At 60.1% G+C, this 14,551-nt stretch carries 14 protein-coding genes and 2 pseudogenes; 6 read left to right on the top strand and 10 right to left on the bottom strand.

What is annotated here, in order from left to right:
- Window positions 1-29: 29 nt before the first annotated feature.
- Window positions 30-449 (bottom strand): YybH family protein, encoded by a 420-nt coding sequence (locus tag JFT58_RS15300; RefSeq protein ID WP_054896717.1) that lies wholly within the window; start codon window positions 447-449, stop codon window positions 30-32.
- 145 nt (window positions 450-594) lie between these two features.
- Here JFT58_RS15300 and JFT58_RS15295 point away from each other — a divergent pair, with 145 nt between their 5' ends.
- Window positions 595-1,086, top strand: coding sequence for a GNAT family N-acetyltransferase (locus JFT58_RS15295; protein ID WP_054896716.1), 492 nt, complete (start codon window positions 595-597; stop codon window positions 1,084-1,086).
- Window positions 1,087-1,152: 66 nt separating this feature from the next.
- On the opposite strand, the gene JFT58_RS15290 is transcribed toward JFT58_RS15295, so the two are convergent.
- Complete coding sequence (locus JFT58_RS15290) at window positions 1,153-1,635, bottom strand: GyrI-like domain-containing protein (protein ID WP_054896715.1); 483 nt, start codon at window positions 1,633-1,635, stop codon at window positions 1,153-1,155.
- Between the two features lie 195 nt (window positions 1,636-1,830).
- Here JFT58_RS15290 and alaC point away from each other — a divergent pair, with 195 nt between their 5' ends.
- Window positions 1,831-3,042 (top strand): alanine transaminase, encoded by a 1,212-nt coding sequence (gene alaC, locus JFT58_RS15285; protein WP_020303120.1) that lies wholly within the window; start codon window positions 1,831-1,833, stop codon window positions 3,040-3,042.
- A gap of 153 nt (window positions 3,043-3,195) precedes the next feature.
- On the opposite strand, the gene JFT58_RS15280 is transcribed toward alaC, so the two are convergent.
- Both JFT58_RS15280 and JFT58_RS15275 read right to left on the bottom strand, forming a co-directional pair.
- Window positions 3,196-4,548 (bottom strand): GntP family permease, encoded by a 1,353-nt coding sequence (locus JFT58_RS15280; protein ID WP_014719640.1) that lies wholly within the window; start codon window positions 4,546-4,548, stop codon window positions 3,196-3,198.
- A gap of 84 nt (window positions 4,549-4,632) precedes the next feature.
- The gene (locus JFT58_RS15275) at window positions 4,633-5,166 is read right to left on the bottom strand and encodes a gluconokinase (RefSeq protein ID WP_034128504.1); all 534 of its coding nucleotides are present in this window, start codon (window positions 5,164-5,166) and stop codon (window positions 4,633-4,635) included.
- 225 nt (window positions 5,167-5,391) lie between these two features.
- Between JFT58_RS15275 and JFT58_RS15270 the strand changes: the two genes are divergently transcribed.
- From JFT58_RS15270 to JFT58_RS15255, 4 genes are all read left to right on the top strand, one after another.
- Window positions 5,392-6,423, top strand: a complete 1,032-nt coding sequence (locus JFT58_RS15270; protein ID WP_161793224.1) for a LacI family DNA-binding transcriptional regulator — start codon at window positions 5,392-5,394, stop codon at window positions 6,421-6,423.
- A 249-nt stretch (window positions 6,424-6,672) separates the two neighbouring features.
- Window positions 6,673-7,305 carry a glutathione S-transferase family protein gene (locus tag JFT58_RS15265; protein ID WP_034128505.1) on the top strand — a complete coding sequence of 211 codons (633 nt, stop codon included), beginning with the start codon at window positions 6,673-6,675 and terminating at the stop codon, window positions 7,303-7,305.
- Between the two features lie 88 nt (window positions 7,306-7,393).
- Window positions 7,394-8,800 carry an MFS transporter gene (locus tag JFT58_RS15260; protein ID WP_054896714.1) on the top strand — a complete coding sequence of 469 codons (1,407 nt, stop codon included), beginning with the start codon at window positions 7,394-7,396 and terminating at the stop codon, window positions 8,798-8,800.
- A 132-nt stretch (window positions 8,801-8,932) separates the two neighbouring features.
- Window positions 8,933-9,394: a hypothetical protein gene (locus JFT58_RS15255; RefSeq protein ID WP_054896713.1), complete on the top strand. Its 462-nt coding sequence runs from the start codon at window positions 8,933-8,935 to the stop codon at window positions 9,392-9,394.
- A gap of 106 nt (window positions 9,395-9,500) precedes the next feature.
- On the opposite strand, the pseudogene JFT58_RS30795 reads toward JFT58_RS15255, so the two are convergent.
- From JFT58_RS30795 to JFT58_RS15230, 6 genes and pseudogenes are all read right to left on the bottom strand, one after another.
- Window positions 9,501-9,896 (bottom strand): annotated as a pseudogene (locus JFT58_RS30795) (methyl-accepting chemotaxis protein); the annotation flags it as partial.
- Window positions 9,897-10,046: 150 nt separating this feature from the next.
- Window positions 10,047-10,820 (bottom strand): annotated as a pseudogene (locus JFT58_RS30790) (PAS domain-containing protein); the annotation flags it as partial.
- A gap of 188 nt (window positions 10,821-11,008) precedes the next feature.
- The gene (locus tag JFT58_RS15245) at window positions 11,009-11,959 is read right to left on the bottom strand and encodes an aliphatic sulfonate ABC transporter substrate-binding protein (protein WP_054896711.1); all 951 of its coding nucleotides are present in this window, start codon (window positions 11,957-11,959) and stop codon (window positions 11,009-11,011) included.
- 110 nt (window positions 11,960-12,069) lie between these two features.
- The gene (locus JFT58_RS15240; protein WP_096144831.1) at window positions 12,070-12,591 is read right to left on the bottom strand and encodes a sigma-70 family RNA polymerase sigma factor; all 522 of its coding nucleotides are present in this window, start codon (window positions 12,589-12,591) and stop codon (window positions 12,070-12,072) included.
- Window positions 12,592-12,699: 108 nt separating this feature from the next.
- Window positions 12,700-13,491 carry a phosphate/phosphite/phosphonate ABC transporter substrate-binding protein gene (locus JFT58_RS15235; protein ID WP_054896709.1) on the bottom strand — a complete coding sequence of 264 codons (792 nt, stop codon included), beginning with the start codon at window positions 13,489-13,491 and terminating at the stop codon, window positions 12,700-12,702.
- A 9-nt stretch (window positions 13,492-13,500) separates the two neighbouring features.
- Window positions 13,501-14,430, bottom strand: coding sequence for a fatty acid desaturase (locus JFT58_RS15230; protein WP_054896708.1), 930 nt, complete (start codon window positions 14,428-14,430; stop codon window positions 13,501-13,503).
- Between the last annotated feature and the right edge of the window lie 121 nt (window positions 14,431-14,551).

Here is a 14,551-nt window from a genome sequence, read left to right as displayed (position 1 = left end):
TTCGGACTACTGACTATAGTTCGCGGTGCTCAAGGTTTCAGGTCGAACAACGCCGTGCCGCTTTGCATATCAAACGGTGCCGACCAGTGCTCGTGCACCACCTTCCATTGGCCATCGATACGCTGGTAGCCGGCGGTCACGCGCATCCAGCAGGCCTTTACCTCGCCGTCCGGCCCGGCGCCGCCGCAGTGGGCCAGCCAGTGGGCAAACGCACTGTCTGGCGCATCGACGACATGCAATTCATGAAACTCGAAGATGCCGGGGCCGGGGCAGTGCTCCATGCACGCCTCCCAATGCGCGCGGTAGGCCGCCTTGCCCTTGAATTGCAGAGCGGTTACGGCGTCGAACGAGACGATATCGTCGGCGTAAAAGCTGACAATCTGGTCGATATCGCGACTGACAACGGCGTCTTTCCATTGCTCGATCAGGCTCTTGATTGCAGTGCTCATGGCGATGACTCCTTGGGGTGGAAAATCACGGAAGACACCCTTAGTCGAATGGCCCCGAGGGAAATCGACATTTCCCTGAAAAATAATTTCCCGTGGCTCAAACCCGATAAACTGCCACTTCTCTTGCAGCCGTTCGGATAGTCCCATGCCAACCCGCCTCGTTGCTTACGAGGCGCTGAACGCTGTGCAAAAACAGCAAGTCGGCGCCATCGAAGTTCACCCTGAACAACTGCCGTTTTGCGGTGATATGTATTGCGCCCTCAATACCCTGCTCGCCAACCCGAGCCCTGGGGTCAAGGGCTTTGCGCTGTTGGTCGACGACCTTCCTGTGGCGTTCTTGCTGCTCAAGCGACCACCGTGCCTGCCTCATTGGGCCGATGAACACAGCGCCACACTCCACGCGCTACAGGTAGACCGGCATCAACAGGGGCGTGGATACGGCAAGATGTGTTTGCAGGCGTTGCCCGCCGTGGCGCGCGAGGCCTGGCCGCAGATCAAGGGGTTGGAGTTGTCGGTGGATGCCCACAACCTGGCGGCAATGGGGTTGTATCTGGGGGCGGGATGGGTGGATCGCGGTGAGGCGTACAAGGGTCGTGTAGGGTATGAGCGTCGGTTGAGTTTCAGGTTTAATCCATAGCGGCAATGTCACGTAAACATGACTTTTAAGCGTGCATGTCGTGTTTACGTGACATCGGGTGCAGTGTCAGCCCCGCTCCCCGATCGGCAGCCAGATTTCCACCGTCCCCGTGCCCTTCCTGGCATCGAAGTCCGCGCTATAGCGCTCGAAATCCGCACCCATGACCTTGTAGCCCGAATGCGGCAGCCATTCGAACATGATGCGCTCGTAGGTTTGCTCAAGCGCCTGCACCGGCCCGTAGTGGGGGAAGACGGCATAGTTGAGTGGCGGAATTTCGATCACCTCGAAATTGCTCGGCACGTCCTTCTTGGCCGGGACTTCAACACCTGCCAGGTAATCGAATTCGCCGTGATGCGGGTTATGGCACACCCCGTAGGTCACACCGCCGACGCGCTTCTTGATGTCCTTGATACAGGTATCGAACAACTCCCACAGCCGTGGGATATCGCCCACGGTGGCCTTCGAATATCGCCCTTGTACCCCGGCGATCACTAGGGCCTTACCGGCTTCCAGGCGTGACTCCAACGGTCTTTTTGTCTGCTGATCCATACGAACAGTCTCCTTCTTATGAGGGAACAAACCCGCATCGAGTATAGGGGCATATCCGCGTTGTACTCCATGTAGAAAAATTTCCTACGCATCTGGACAACTGGCCATCATCGCCCTTATTGTCTGCCCCGCAGGCCACCGCAGTGGCCGACGTCGCTCGGACGGTTCCGGGCGCTTACGTACCTCGAGGCAACAATGGCAGACCAAGGTTCGCCGCGCCGCTTTGCGCGCATAGATCGACTCCCCCCGTATGTATTCAATATCACTGCCGAGCTGAAGATGGCTGCGCGTCGGCGCGGCGAAGACATCATCGACTTGAGCATGGGTAATCCTGACGGCGCCACGCCTCCTCATATCGTGGAGAAAATGGTCACCGTCGCCCAGCGTGAAGACACCCACGGCTACTCCACCTCCAAAGGCATTCCGCGCCTGCGCCGGGCGATTTCGCGTTGGTACAAGGACCGTTACGCGGTGGATATCGACCCGGAGTCCGAAGCTATCGTGACCATCGGTTCCAAGGAAGGCCTGGCGCACTTGATGCTGGCCACCCTGGACCAGGGCGATACCGTGCTGGTGCCCAACCCCAGCTACCCGATTCATATCTACGGCGCAGTGATTGCCGGTGCCCAGGTACGTTCGGTGCCGCTGATACCGGGCGTGGATTTCTTCGCAGAGCTGGAACGCGCGATTCGCGGCTCGATCCCCAAGCCGAAGATGATGATCCTCGGCTTCCCGTCCAACCCAACCGCGCAGTGTGTGGAACTGGACTTCTTCGAACGGGTGATCGCCCTGGCCAAGCAGTACGACGTGCTGGTGGTGCACGACCTGGCCTACGCCGACATCGTCTACGACGGCTGGAAAGCCCCCTCGATCATGCAAGTGCCCGGCGCCAAGGACATTGCGGTGGAGTTTTTCACCCTGTCCAAGAGCTACAACATGGCCGGTTGGCGCATCGGCTTCATGGTGGGCAACCCTGAACTGGTCAACGCCCTGGCACGCATCAAGAGCTACCACGACTACGGCACCTTCACCCCGCTGCAAGTGGCGGCGATTGCGGCGCTGGAAGGCGACCAACAGTGCGTGAAGGACATCGCCGAGCAGTACCGCCAGCGTCGCAATGTGCTGGTCAAGGGCCTGCATGAACTGGGCTGGATGGTGGAGAATCCGAAGGCGTCGATGTACGTCTGGGCCAAGATTCCCGAGCAGTACGCGGCCATGGGCTCGCTGGAGTTTGCCAAGAAACTGCTATTGGAAGCGAAGGTGTGTGTGTCGCCGGGGATCGGCTTTGGTGAGTATGGCGACGATCATGTGCGCTTTGCGCTGATCGAAAACCAGGATCGGATTCGCCAGGCCGTACGTGGGATTCGCGGGATGTTCAGGGCGGATGCGTTGGTCAGCAAGGCCTGACCTGATCTACCTGAAGAAACCCAATTAATGTGGGAGCTGGCTTGCCTGCGATGCAGACACCTCGGTGTTTCAGATGTACCGAGGTGATGCTATCGCAGGCAAGCCAGCTCCCACATTTTGATCGAGTTGCCGCCACTGCTTTTGTGGTGTGGCTTACACCACCAACGACAGCAACATGATGAAGATCAGCGCCACGATCGACAGAATGGTCTCCATCGCCGTCCAGGTCTTGAACGTCTCGGCCACGGTCATGTTGAAGTACTGCTTGACCAGCCAGAACCCCGCATCGTTGACGTGAGACAGGATCAACGAACCCGCGCCCGTCGCCAGTACCAGCAACTCGCGGTTGACGCCAGGGATCATCCCCACCACCGGCACCACAATGCCCGCGCCGGTAATGGTCGCGACCGTCGCTGAACCGGTGGCAATCCGAATCACCGCCGCCACCAGCCACGCCAGCAGGATCGGGTTGATCTGCGCGTTCACCGCCATATGGCCGATCACGTCGCCCACGCCGCTGGTCACCAACATCTGCTTGAAGCCACCACCGGCACCGATGATCAGGATGATCGCGGCGGTGGGCGCAAGGCTGGCGTCGAGCAGCTTGAGGATTTGCTTGGAGTGGATACCCTGGCGATGGCCAAAGGTGTACAGCGACAACAGCAAAGCCAGCAACAGTGCGGTGATCGGGTGGCCGATCATGTCCATCCAGTTGCGTACCACATTGCCTTCGGCGAACGCGATGTCGGCAAAGGTTTTGAGCAGCATCAGGAACACCGGCAGCAGCACGGTGACCAGGGTGATGCTGAAGCTGGGCAGCGACTTGTTATCGGTTTCGCGGGCCAGTTGGTCCACCAGTTCCTGGGACGGGTTGCCCGGGATGTACTTGGCGATGAACGTACCGAAGATCGGGCCGGCGATGATGGCGGTCGGCAGTGCGACGATCAGGCCGTACAGGATGGTCTTGCCGATATCGGCACCGAACACGCCGATGGCCAGCAGCGGGCCCGGGTGCGGTGGCACCAGGCCGTGCACCGCCGACAGACCGGCCAGCAGCGGGATACCGATCTTGATCAACGACACACCGGTACGCCGGGCGACGATAAACACCAGCGGGATCAGCAACACAAAGCCGATCTCGAAGAACAGCGGGATGCCCACCAGGAACGCGGCGAACATCATGGCCCACTGGACCTTCTCTTTGCCGAAGGCGCGGATCAGGGTCTGGGCGATCTGATCGGCACCGCCGGACTCGGCCATCATCTTGCCGAGCATCGTGCCCAGCGCGAGGATGATGCCGACAAAGCCGAGCACACCGCCGAAACCGTCCTGGAACGCCTTGATGATCTTGTCCACGGGCATGCCCGAGGTCAGGCCGAGGAAACCGGCCGCGATGATCAGTGCAATGAACGGGTGCACCTTGAACTTGGTGATCAGTACGATCAACCCGATGATAGTGACTACTGCATCTAGCAGCAGGTAAGACTCGTGGGACATGCCAAACATGGGGGGTCTCTCCTGTTTGTTGTTGTTATTAAAGCGGGTGTTGAACTTCCTGCCGGGGATAGCGCTATCTTTTCCGGCAAAAAATTAATGAGTAGGTTCAAAGCCGTGCTTGCGCCACCAGGTATGGGTCTGCGCGGCCAGTTCCTCGACGCTGTCTTCACTGGCGTTCAAGGCCAGGGTCAGCGGCTCGCCCTTGGGCGATTCAAGGGTGGCGAACTGGCTGTCGATCAGGCTTGCCGGCATGAAATGGCCGGGGCGGTGAGACACGCGGTCAGCGGCGACTTCACGGGTCAGCTCCAGAAAGACAAAACCCAGGCCCGGCGCAGCTTCGCGCAGGTGGTCACGGTATTTTTTCTTCAGGGCCGAACAGGTCAGTACAGGATGCTCGCCCGCTTTCAACGCACGACGCAGTTCATCGCACAGGATGTCGAGCCAGCCGGCGCGGTCGTCGTCGTTGAGGGGGTGGCCGGCGCTCATCTTTTCGATGTTCGCGGCAGGGTGAAAGCTGTCGCCTTCAATGGCAGTGGCGCCGTTAAGGGCGCACAGGGCTTGGCTGACGCTGGACTTGCCACAGCCGGAAACACCCATGATGACCAGGGCGGTAACAGGTTGACTCATGAAACACCTCAGGACGCAGATAGCGCTACCTTTGCATAGCGTAAGGCTAGTGCAAAAACAGGCTTTTCCCGCGCCGACTTGTCATTTTTATGGAGTGACGCGTGCATCCGTTCCAACAGATTGACTTCAAGAGCTGGACAGGATCAGGCAACCCTTTATCCAAGAATTTGCAGCCCTTTGGAGACAGCGCTACCTTAGTGCCTCGATTTTTGTTTGGCAAGCCGCCTGATGACCTCCAAGAACGATAAAAATACCCGCACGACGGGCCGCCCTACCCTCAATGAAGTTGCGCGCCTGGCCGGCGTCAGCCCGATCACGGCCTCCCGTGCCCTGCGCGGTATCAGTACCGTGGCTACAGAACTGGTTGAAAAAGTGCAACAGGCCGCCGCCGAACTGAGCTACGTGGTCAACCCCGCCGCCCGCGCCCTGGCCTCGGCGCAGAGCCATTCGGTGGTGGTGCTGGTGCCGTCACTGTCCAACCTGCTGTTTATCGAAACCCTGGAAGCTATCCATCAGGTACTGCGGCCCAAGGGCTTTGAAGTACTGATCGGCAACTCCCATTATTCGCGCGATGAAGAAGAAGACCTGCTGCGCAACTACATGGCCTACCAGCCACGGGGTTTGTTGCTGACCGGTTTTGACCGCACCGAAAGCGCGCGACGAATGGTCGAGGCCAGCAATGTGCCCTGTGTGTACATGATGGATCTGGACCCCAATGCCGGGGTGAACTGTGTGGGCTTCTCGCAACTGGCCGCCGGCGAGACCGCGGCGGCGCACTTGCTGTCCCGGGGGCGCAAGCGCCTGGCCTATATCGGCGCACAACTGGACCAACGCACCTTGCTGCGTGGCGAAGGCTTTCGCCGCGCCTTGCAACAGGCCGGCATGTACGATCCGGCGCTGGAGCTGCTGACGCCACGCCCGTCCTCCGTGGGCCTGGGAGGCGAACTGTTTTTGCAACTGCTGGCCGCCCACCCGGATGTGGACGCGATCTTCTTCGGCAACGACGACCTGGCCCAGGGCGCCCTGCTCGAAGCCCTGCGCCATGGCATCAAGGTGCCTGAACGTGTGGCGGTGCTGGGCTTCAACGACCTACCCGCCTCGTCATTCATGGTGCCGCGCCTGAGCAGCATCAGCACGCCACGGGAAGCCATCGGGCGTCGGGCAGCAGAGCATCTGCTGACGATCATGGCGGGCAACAAGGTGGCCAAGCCAGTGGTGGATATGGGGTTTGAGTTGCAGGTGCGCGAGAGCACCTGAGCGTCGAGCCGAACGCAATCAATGTGAGAGCTGGCCATGTAGTGTCCACAGAATCAGCGCCTGGCACAGATCCCCTGTGGGAGCGGGCTTGCTCGCGAAGGCGGTGGGTCAGTCAACGCATCTTCAACTGAACCAACGCTTTCGCAGGCAAGCCAGCTCCCACATTTTCGGCCGTGCCCGCTTCACACCCTCGCCGCCGTGCCCGGCCCCTGCTAGATTGGTCACTCTCTTAGATGCCAGGGAAGCACCATGGGCCATTCACTGAAAATCTTGGGTCGTACCTCTTCAATCAACGTGCGAAAAGTACTGTGGACCTGCCAGGAGTTGGGCATCGACTACGTGCGCGAAGACTGGGGCATCGGTTTCAAGCCTACCCAATCCCCCGATTTCCTCGCCTTGAACCCCAACGCCCAGGTGCCAGTGCTGATCGACGACCATGGCGTGCTGTGGGAGTCCAATACCATCTGCCGCTACCTTGTCGGCCTCTACCAGCGCCATGACTTGCTACCCGTTGAGCCTGCCTTGCGTGCACGGGTCGAACAGTGGATGGACTGGCAAGCCACCGAACTCAACCCTTCGTGGGGCTATGCGTTCCACGCACTGGTGCGTCAAAACCCGGACTATCAGGACCCGCAACGCATCCAGGCGGGTGTGCAGGCCTGGAATGACAAGATGGCCTTGCTAGAACAACAGTTGACTAAGACCGGCGCCTACGTCGCCGGCGAAGAGTTCACCCTCGCTGACATCTTGATAGGCCTTTCGGTACATCGGTGGCAGATGACACCCATGGAGCGGCCACCCTACCCCGCCATCGCGGCGTATTACCAACGCCTCAGCCAGCACGCCGGTTTCAAGACGTTCGCGCTCGACGGCCACAATTAGAGAAGCAGTTGCGCACGTTAAGCTCCAAGCCCAATAGCGGTTTGGCTTAAAGCTCGAAGCTTCCAACTCGCCCAACTGAAGGTTATTCATGCCCCCACTCGCCGCCTGCGTCTCAGACCCCACCCGCGCCGCCCACATCAGCGCCCGCATCGACCGCCTGCCCGCCGTCGCCACTATTTGGCGCCTGGTGGCGTTGCTCTCCATCGGCGGTTTTTTCGAGCTGTATGACCTGTTCCAAACCGCCTATATCAGCCCTGGCCTGATCAGCGACGGGATTTTTCATACCGGCAGCGAAGGTGTTTTCGGTTTCTCGGACCAAGCCGCTTTCGCCTCGGCCACGTTCCTCGGCCTGTTCCTCGGCGCCAGCCTGCTCAGCCCCATCGCTGACCGCTTCGGGCGACGCGCGATTTTCACCTTTGCGTTGGTCTGGTACACGGTGGCCACGGTGTTGATGGGCATTCAAACCTCGGCCTTGGGCATCATCTGCATGCGCTTTCTGGTGGGCATTGGCCTTGGCATCGAACTGGTGACCATCGACGCCTACCTCTCGGAACTGGTGCCCAAACGTATGCGCAGTTCGGCGTTTGCCTTTGCGTTTTTTATCCAGTTTCTGTCCGTACCGGCCGTGGCGTTGATGTCGTGGTGGCTGGTGCCACAGGCGCCGTTCGGTATCGCCGGGTGGCGCTGGGTGGTGTTGAGCAGTGCAGTGTTTGCATTGTTTATCTGGCAACTGCGCAAGCGCCTGCCGGAGTCACCGCGCTGGCTTGCACAAAAGGGACGCTTCGAAGAGGCCGACACGATCCTGAACAACCTGGAGGCACGCTGCCGAAAGGACCAAGGCAAGCCGCTGGACGAACCGGAACCCGAAGCGATCAGCGTGCAGGGCAATGGCCGTTTCGCCGATATCTGGCAGCCGCCCTACCGTCGCCGCGCCTTGATGCTGATCGTGTTTCATGTATTCCAGGCCATCGGCTTCTTCGGCTTCGGCAACTGGCTGCCGGCCTTGCTCTCGGGCCAGGGTGTCAGCGTGACCCACAGCCTGCTCTACGCCTTCATCATCACCCTCGCCTACCCGCTGGGCCCGCTGTTGTTCGTCAAGGTGGCCAACCGCTTCGAGAACAAGTGGCAAATTGTCGGATCGGCCATGGGTGCAGTGATTTTCGGCAGCCTATTTGCCCTGCAAACCACGGCGTTAGGGCTGATTTTCTGCGGGGTGATGATCACCTTCTGCAATGCCTGGCTGAGCTTCAGTTATCACTCGTACCAAAGCGAATTGTTCCCCACCAATATCCGTGCGCGAGCGGTCGGGTTCTGTTATTCGTTCAGCCGTTTATCCACGGTGTTCAGCAGCCTGTTGATCGGTTTTATCCTCGAACACCTGGGCACGCCGGGCGTGTTGGCGTTTATTGCCAGCAGCATGTTGATCGTGATGATTACCATCAGTTGGTTTGGGCCGCGCACGCGCAACCTGGCGCTGGAGAACATCGCTCACTGACGGCAACGGTTGGCCGCACAAGGAGAAGGCTTGCCGCGTCGACGACGCCAGCCCCAGTAAACACTGGGGTCTGGCAACCGGCACAGTATTTGCTCCAGCTGTCGCACCGTCTGTTTTCATAGGTGAACGATCATGCTGGTTAACAACACTCAAGCGGCGTCGAACGTGCAACAGATCACGCGACCCGACATGGACCCCGCCAACGCCGCCGCCAGTGCGCTGTACAGCGGCGCCCTGCAGGCTGCGCAACACAGCGTGACAGTGCCCGCCGCGCAGAGGGAATTGGACAAGGCCAGCGATCGCATCGACGAAGCCTTCGCCAAGACTCGCGTGCAGTTACAGGCCACAACTAATGGGGCACGTACCGAGTTCACCGAATACATGAGCAAGACCCCAGCCGAACGTATTCGTGAACAGTTACTCAAGGAACAAGGGCTGACCGAAGAACAAGTGCAGGCGATGCCCCAGGACAAACAAGACGCCATCGCCAAACAAGTGGCCGAGCGCTTGAAAGAGCAGCAACAGCAGCAGGTGGCGGCGAAGGCTACTGCTTCGCCAGCCCAGACACTTAAAGAAACCTTGGCCGCGATCTAAACAGGTGCGAGCTGGCTTGCCTGCGATGCAAACAACTCGGTGGATCTGCAGGACCGAGGTGATGCTATCGCAGGCAAGCCTGCTCCCACATAGAGCGGCGGCTGCGCTATTGCAATTGCAGCGTCGAATTGAACTGACTGATCGCATCTACCACATGCCGTGACCCTTCCTGGATCTCCAGGATCACCTGCCCCGCCTCGTTCGCCAACTCCACGCCCAGGCCCGTACGGCTCAAGCTCGACTGCATGCTCGACACGGCGCTCAACGACAGGTCATGGTTCTTGCGCACCACGTCCACGATCTCAACGGTGGCCTGGCTGGTGCGAGCGGCAAGGCTGCGCACTTCATCGGCGACCACCGCGAACCCACGCCCGTGCTCGCCCGCACGCGCGGCTTCAATCGCCGCATTCAGGGCCAGCATGTTGGTTTGTTCGGCAATGCTGCGGATGGTTTGCACGATGGCGCCGATGATGTCCGACTGTTTGCTCACCGCATCGATGCTCTGCGCCGCCTGGTTAAGGTCGTGGGACATGGCTTCAATGATCTGCACCGTTTGCTGCACTACCTGCGAGCCCTTGCGGGCGCAGGCATCGTTCTGTACCGAAGTGGCGTGGGCCGAGTCGGCGGCCGTGCGCAGGGTGCTGACTTGCTCGGTGATATCGCTGGCGAACTTCACCACTTTGTACAAGCGCCCATGGGTGTCGAAAATGGGGTTGTAAGAGGCTTCCAGAAACAGGGTCTTGCCGTATTTGTTTTTACGTTCGAAGCGGTGGGAGTGAAATTCACCGCGATTGAGTGAAGCCCAGAACGCTTTATACGCCGGGGACTCCACTTCGCTGCGGTGGCAAAACATGCTGTGATGCTGGCCGATGATTTCTTCGCGCGTGTACTGCACCGTGCGCAGGAAGTTGTCGTTGGCATTGAGGATCTGGCCCTGGGGAGTGAATTCGATTACCGCCATGGAACGGCTGATGGCGTCGATCAGACTTTGGTTTTCGTGTTCGTGATGGACCCGTGCGGAAATATCCGCCGCCACCTTGATTACACTGCGTACCTGATGGTCGCTGTCCAGCACCGGCAAATAGCTGGCTTCCAGCCACACTTGCTCACCGCGCTTGTTAAGGCGCATGAAGGTGCCGCTGAGCGCCTCGCCTCGCGCCAGATCGCGCCACAACTGGTGGTAGGCATCGGTGTGGGTATACGCCTCCTCGCAAAACAGGCGGTGATGTTTGCCACGGATCTCCTCGACGCTGTAGCCCATGGTTTGGCAAAAGCGTTCGTTGGCATTCAGGATCACTCCCGTGCGGTCGAACTCGATCATCGCCATGGAGCGACTGATGGCGGCAAGCTTGGCGTTGGCTTCGGTGAGGGCACAGGAAAAACGCTGGATTTCTTGCAGGTCGGATTTGTGCTGGCGGTTGAACATGGTCAGATCACCCTAGATTCCCGGCGCCTGGAGGGCGCATTCCATTCATACGTTGGATATTTCTGGTACACCTGCATGGGGAAATAACCATTGGAAACGCTTTATCGGCCAAGCGTCGTTAACGGTTCTGGGTGAGCATAGACAGGCCTTGGCACTCTGCAAGGCCACTAATCCGCCAGCATTGCTGCTCATGGATGATCAAGGGGCTTGAAGACAGCCTGCTGCACATCGACTTTTTTCGGGATCAGGCCGTTGGCAAAAAACAGGTCGGCGGTGCGTTGCTGGTTGGCAATGTCGATGGCCGCCAAGGGGCGGATCGGCTCGGGCGAGCGATGTTCGAAGTAGCTTTTGACCACCGCCGGTTGCAGGCCCAGGGTGCCGGCCATCAGCGTGATGCTCGCGTCAGGCTCATCAAGCGACAGCCGCTGCGCCTTGCCAAGCGTCTGGATAATCGTGGCAACGGCCTCTGGGTGCTGCTTGGCAAACGGGTGGTTGACCACGAAGAAACTGCCCGCAGGGTTCAACCCTTGCCCGTCCCGCAGCACGCGTGCCGAGCCGTCGATCACGGCGGCCGAGTAGTACGGGTCCCACACCACCCATGCGTCCACCTTGCCTTGTTCGAACGCGGCGCGGCCGTCGGAAGGCGACAGGTACACCACATTCACATCCTTCCACTGCAACCCGGCGTGCAGCAGGCTTTTGAGGAACAGGTTGTGTGCACTGGAGCCCTTGAGCAATGCCACGCGCTTGCCCTTGAGTTCGGCCACGTTCTGCACGGTACTGGCCTTGGGCACCAGCACTGCTTCGGCCTTGCCCTCGTTGGGCTCGACGGCAAAATACTGCAAGTCGATCCCGGCTGCCTGGGCGAAGATCGGCGGGATATCGCCAATATTGCCGATGTCCAGGCTGCCGGCGTTGAGCGCTTCGATCAGCGGCGGGCCACCGAGAAATTCGGTCCACTGCACCTGGGTGCCCGGCAGTGCGGCTTCGAAGAGCTTGTGCTCACGGGCGAGCACCATGCTGACCGAGCTTTTCTGGTAGCCGATGCGCAGCGTGGAAGGTTCGGCCGCCGAGGTGGGTTGCGCCAGTACTGCCAATGCCAGCAGCGAACTGCCCAGCAGGTGTCTGATTGCTTTCATAAGTTGCCTCTTGGTGGTTCGATCAGATTCAAAGTGAGCACAGGAAGTGTGGGAGCTGGCTTGCCTGCGATGGCGGCCTGACATGGCCAGAGGTGTTGGCTGGCTCACCGCTATCGCAGGCAAGCCAGCTCCCACATTTGATCGGGGTGGGATTCAAGTCCGGTAACAGCGCGGGCCATGTAGTCACTGACCGAGCGCTGGGAAATCCCCAGTTCGGCAGCGATCTGGGGGTACGTCAGGCCGTTGACGCGGGACAACAGGAACGTCGTCTTGACCTTGGCCGGCAAGCGGTCGAGCGAGAGATCGATGGCTTGGAGGGCTTCGAGTACCTGCGCCCGGTCCTCGGCGCAGGCTGCATCGTCATCCAGCACAGCGAGGTAGGCACGCTCCAGGTCACGCCGGCGCCACACCTGGTACACCAGGCGCTGGGCAATGGTGGTGAGCAATGCGCGGGGCTGTCGTATCGGCGCTACCTGAGGTGCACTCAAGAGCTGGACAAACGCGTCGACGGCGATGTCTTCGGCGTGGGCACGGGAGTTGAGGTAGCGGTGCAAGCGGCTGCACAGCCAAGGGTAATGAATGCGAAACAATGAGCCCACGTAGTCGCTGTGAGCACGATCGGCGCCGGACATAGTGGCTCCTTCTGAGTAGGTTGCGCGGTATGTCCGGTGTTCCGGTGAAGCAATCCTAGCAAGGCTACTTATGCTTTAATAATATTTAAAACGCATTTTTATATAACCTTATTGAAGTACCGGATAGCCGTTGCTGGCGGCTTTGCGCTGGTAATCCAACACCACCTGGTAGTCATCTTCGCTGGCAGGAAGCACAGCTCGCACACCGAGGGTTTGCGCCACCTGCGGCAGGTCCTGCAACGCCAGGTTCATCGCCTCCCGAATCTGCGCTACCTGCGCATCGCTCAAGCCCAGCGCGCCTATGTAAGGCAAAGTCGGGCTCGGCGCGCTGCGGGCGATGACGCGTAGGCCCGCGACCTCTGCTGGGGCGAATCGGGCGAGGTAGTCGTAGGTGACGCTGTCAATGGCGGCGAGGTCGGCGCGGCCTTCACGCAGCCAGCGCAAGCTCTCGCGATGGGCACCGCTGATGCCGACGCTGGCGAAGAAACGCCCGTCGCGCTGCAACGGCGCCAGGCAGTCACGCAGCAGGTTCATACCGCTGTTGGAGTCGTGGCCGTTGATCACGCCGCGGCTCTGGTAGAACTGCGCCAGGCGGGTACGCGGGTTGTCAGCGCGAGTTAACAGCAGGCTGCAATGTTCGCCGTGGCTGCTGTGGGCCAACTCGTAACGGGGGCGCCCAATGATGCGCACCTGGCCGCGCAGTTGGGTCATCAGCGGGTAGCCGCAGGTTTGGCTGACGAGCAATTGCGGCGCCAGCCACAGGCCGCGCAAGTCGAGGTGGTCGGCATCAAGACGATGCAGCTTCAAGCGCTCAAGGATGCGCGCCAGCCAGTATTGATTGGCCTGCTGGATGGGCTCGGGCGCAACGTACATGCGCAGGTCGGCGTAGTGCTCACTCATGGTCGCCTCTCAGGCAAACGGGTGCAGGGGACTGTCGATGGCCTTGAGGCCGTGACGGCTGATCAACTGGCCGTAGCCATGCACCAGGAAACCACCGCTGCGCGCCAGCCACTGCTCGCGCCGGGCACGGTACACCCTGGGCAGCAGGTACCACGGCAACTTTGGCAGATCGTGGTGCACCAGGTGCAGATTGTTGTTGAGAAACAGCCAGGCCCAGGGCCAGGATGCTTCGTTGAGCACTGTGCGCTGTTCCGGCCGAGGATGGGGGCGGTGCTCATAGTAGGAACGGATCGAGGCCAGGGACAAGGCTGGCACGCTGACCAGCAGCAGGTAGTGCCACACCGCAAGCGCGCTGTAGTAGGCGATGAAACTCAGCATCAGCACAGTGACGGCGCCGTGGGCCAGCCACATCGGCCATACCTGGGGCAGGCGTTGAAACTCGTGACGTGCCAACCGGCCAATCGCCAACGGCGCAGCCAGCAGGAAGCGGCCAAGCACGGTCTTGGTCAGCCAATGCACGCCACGTTCGAACAGTGAGCTGTTGTTCCATTGCTGCTGATTGAGGTAGCGGCTTTCCGGGTCGATGCCCGGCAGGGTCAGGTCATGGTCGTTATGGTGCAACAGGTGGCTGTCGCGGTACAGCGTGTAGGGATACCACACCGCGAAAGGGGCATAGCCGAGGAGTTTATTCAGCCATAACGAACGGGTCGGGTGGCCGTGGAGCAATTCGTGCTGCACCGATAGCCACAGGGTCAGCAGCGGAATCAGCAGCAACATGCTCAGCCACACGCCCAGCCACCGGCTGCCAAGGATCACCGCAAACCAGCCGGCATACACGCCGATCAACAGCAGCCAGGTCGGCCACTCGGTTCTTGCCACAAAGGTCGTCGCCAGGGCTTCGATTTCCCGGCGGTGGGTCGGATCAAGGTAATTGGCCATCGGCAGCTCAGAGCAGGTGTTTCCTGCTCTGTGCAATGAGGCGGGAAAATCTTGCAGATCGTTTGGTTCTAAGCGTGTAACTCAGTGACCGAACAGGCCTGCTTCGGATTTTTTGGTCTTC

The organism is Pseudomonas sp. MF6767 (genome assembly GCF_016405475.1).
Classification (GTDB): Bacteria; Pseudomonadota; Gammaproteobacteria; order Pseudomonadales; family Pseudomonadaceae; genus Aquipseudomonas; species Aquipseudomonas paracarnis.
Note: the sequence above shows the minus strand (reverse complement) of the source record. Positions and strands in the feature narration are given on the sequence as shown.

Coding starts and splice junctions, on each gene's coding strand:
- JFT58_RS15300 (WP_054896717.1), bottom strand. CDS start 449: ATGAGCACTGCAATCAAGAGCCTGATCGAGCAATGGAAAGACGCCGTT.
- JFT58_RS15295 (WP_054896716.1), top strand. CDS start 595: ATGCCAACCCGCCTCGTTGCTTACGAGGCGCTGAACGCTGTGCAAAAA.
- JFT58_RS15290 (WP_054896715.1), bottom strand. CDS start 1,635: ATGGATCAGCAGACAAAAAGACCGTTGGAGTCACGCCTGGAAGCCGGT.
- alaC (WP_020303120.1), top strand. CDS start 1,831: ATGGCAGACCAAGGTTCGCCGCGCCGCTTTGCGCGCATAGATCGACTC.
- JFT58_RS15280 (WP_014719640.1), bottom strand. CDS start 4,548: ATGTTTGGCATGTCCCACGAGTCTTACCTGCTGCTAGATGCAGTAGTC.
- JFT58_RS15275 (WP_034128504.1), bottom strand. CDS start 5,166: ATGAGTCAACCTGTTACCGCCCTGGTCATCATGGGTGTTTCCGGCTGT.
- JFT58_RS15265 (WP_034128505.1), top strand. CDS start 6,673: ATGGGCCATTCACTGAAAATCTTGGGTCGTACCTCTTCAATCAACGTG.
- JFT58_RS15260 (WP_054896714.1), top strand. CDS start 7,394: ATGCCCCCACTCGCCGCCTGCGTCTCAGACCCCACCCGCGCCGCCCAC.
- JFT58_RS15255 (WP_054896713.1), top strand. CDS start 8,933: ATGCTGGTTAACAACACTCAAGCGGCGTCGAACGTGCAACAGATCACG.
- JFT58_RS15245 (WP_054896711.1), bottom strand. CDS start 11,959: ATGAAAGCAATCAGACACCTGCTGGGCAGTTCGCTGCTGGCATTGGCA.
- JFT58_RS15240 (WP_096144831.1), bottom strand. CDS start 12,591: ATGTCCGGCGCCGATCGTGCTCACAGCGACTACGTGGGCTCATTGTTT.
- JFT58_RS15235 (WP_054896709.1), bottom strand. CDS start 13,491: ATGAGTGAGCACTACGCCGACCTGCGCATGTACGTTGCGCCCGAGCCC.
- JFT58_RS15230 (WP_054896708.1), bottom strand. CDS start 14,430: ATGGCCAATTACCTTGATCCGACCCACCGCCGGGAAATCGAAGCCCTG.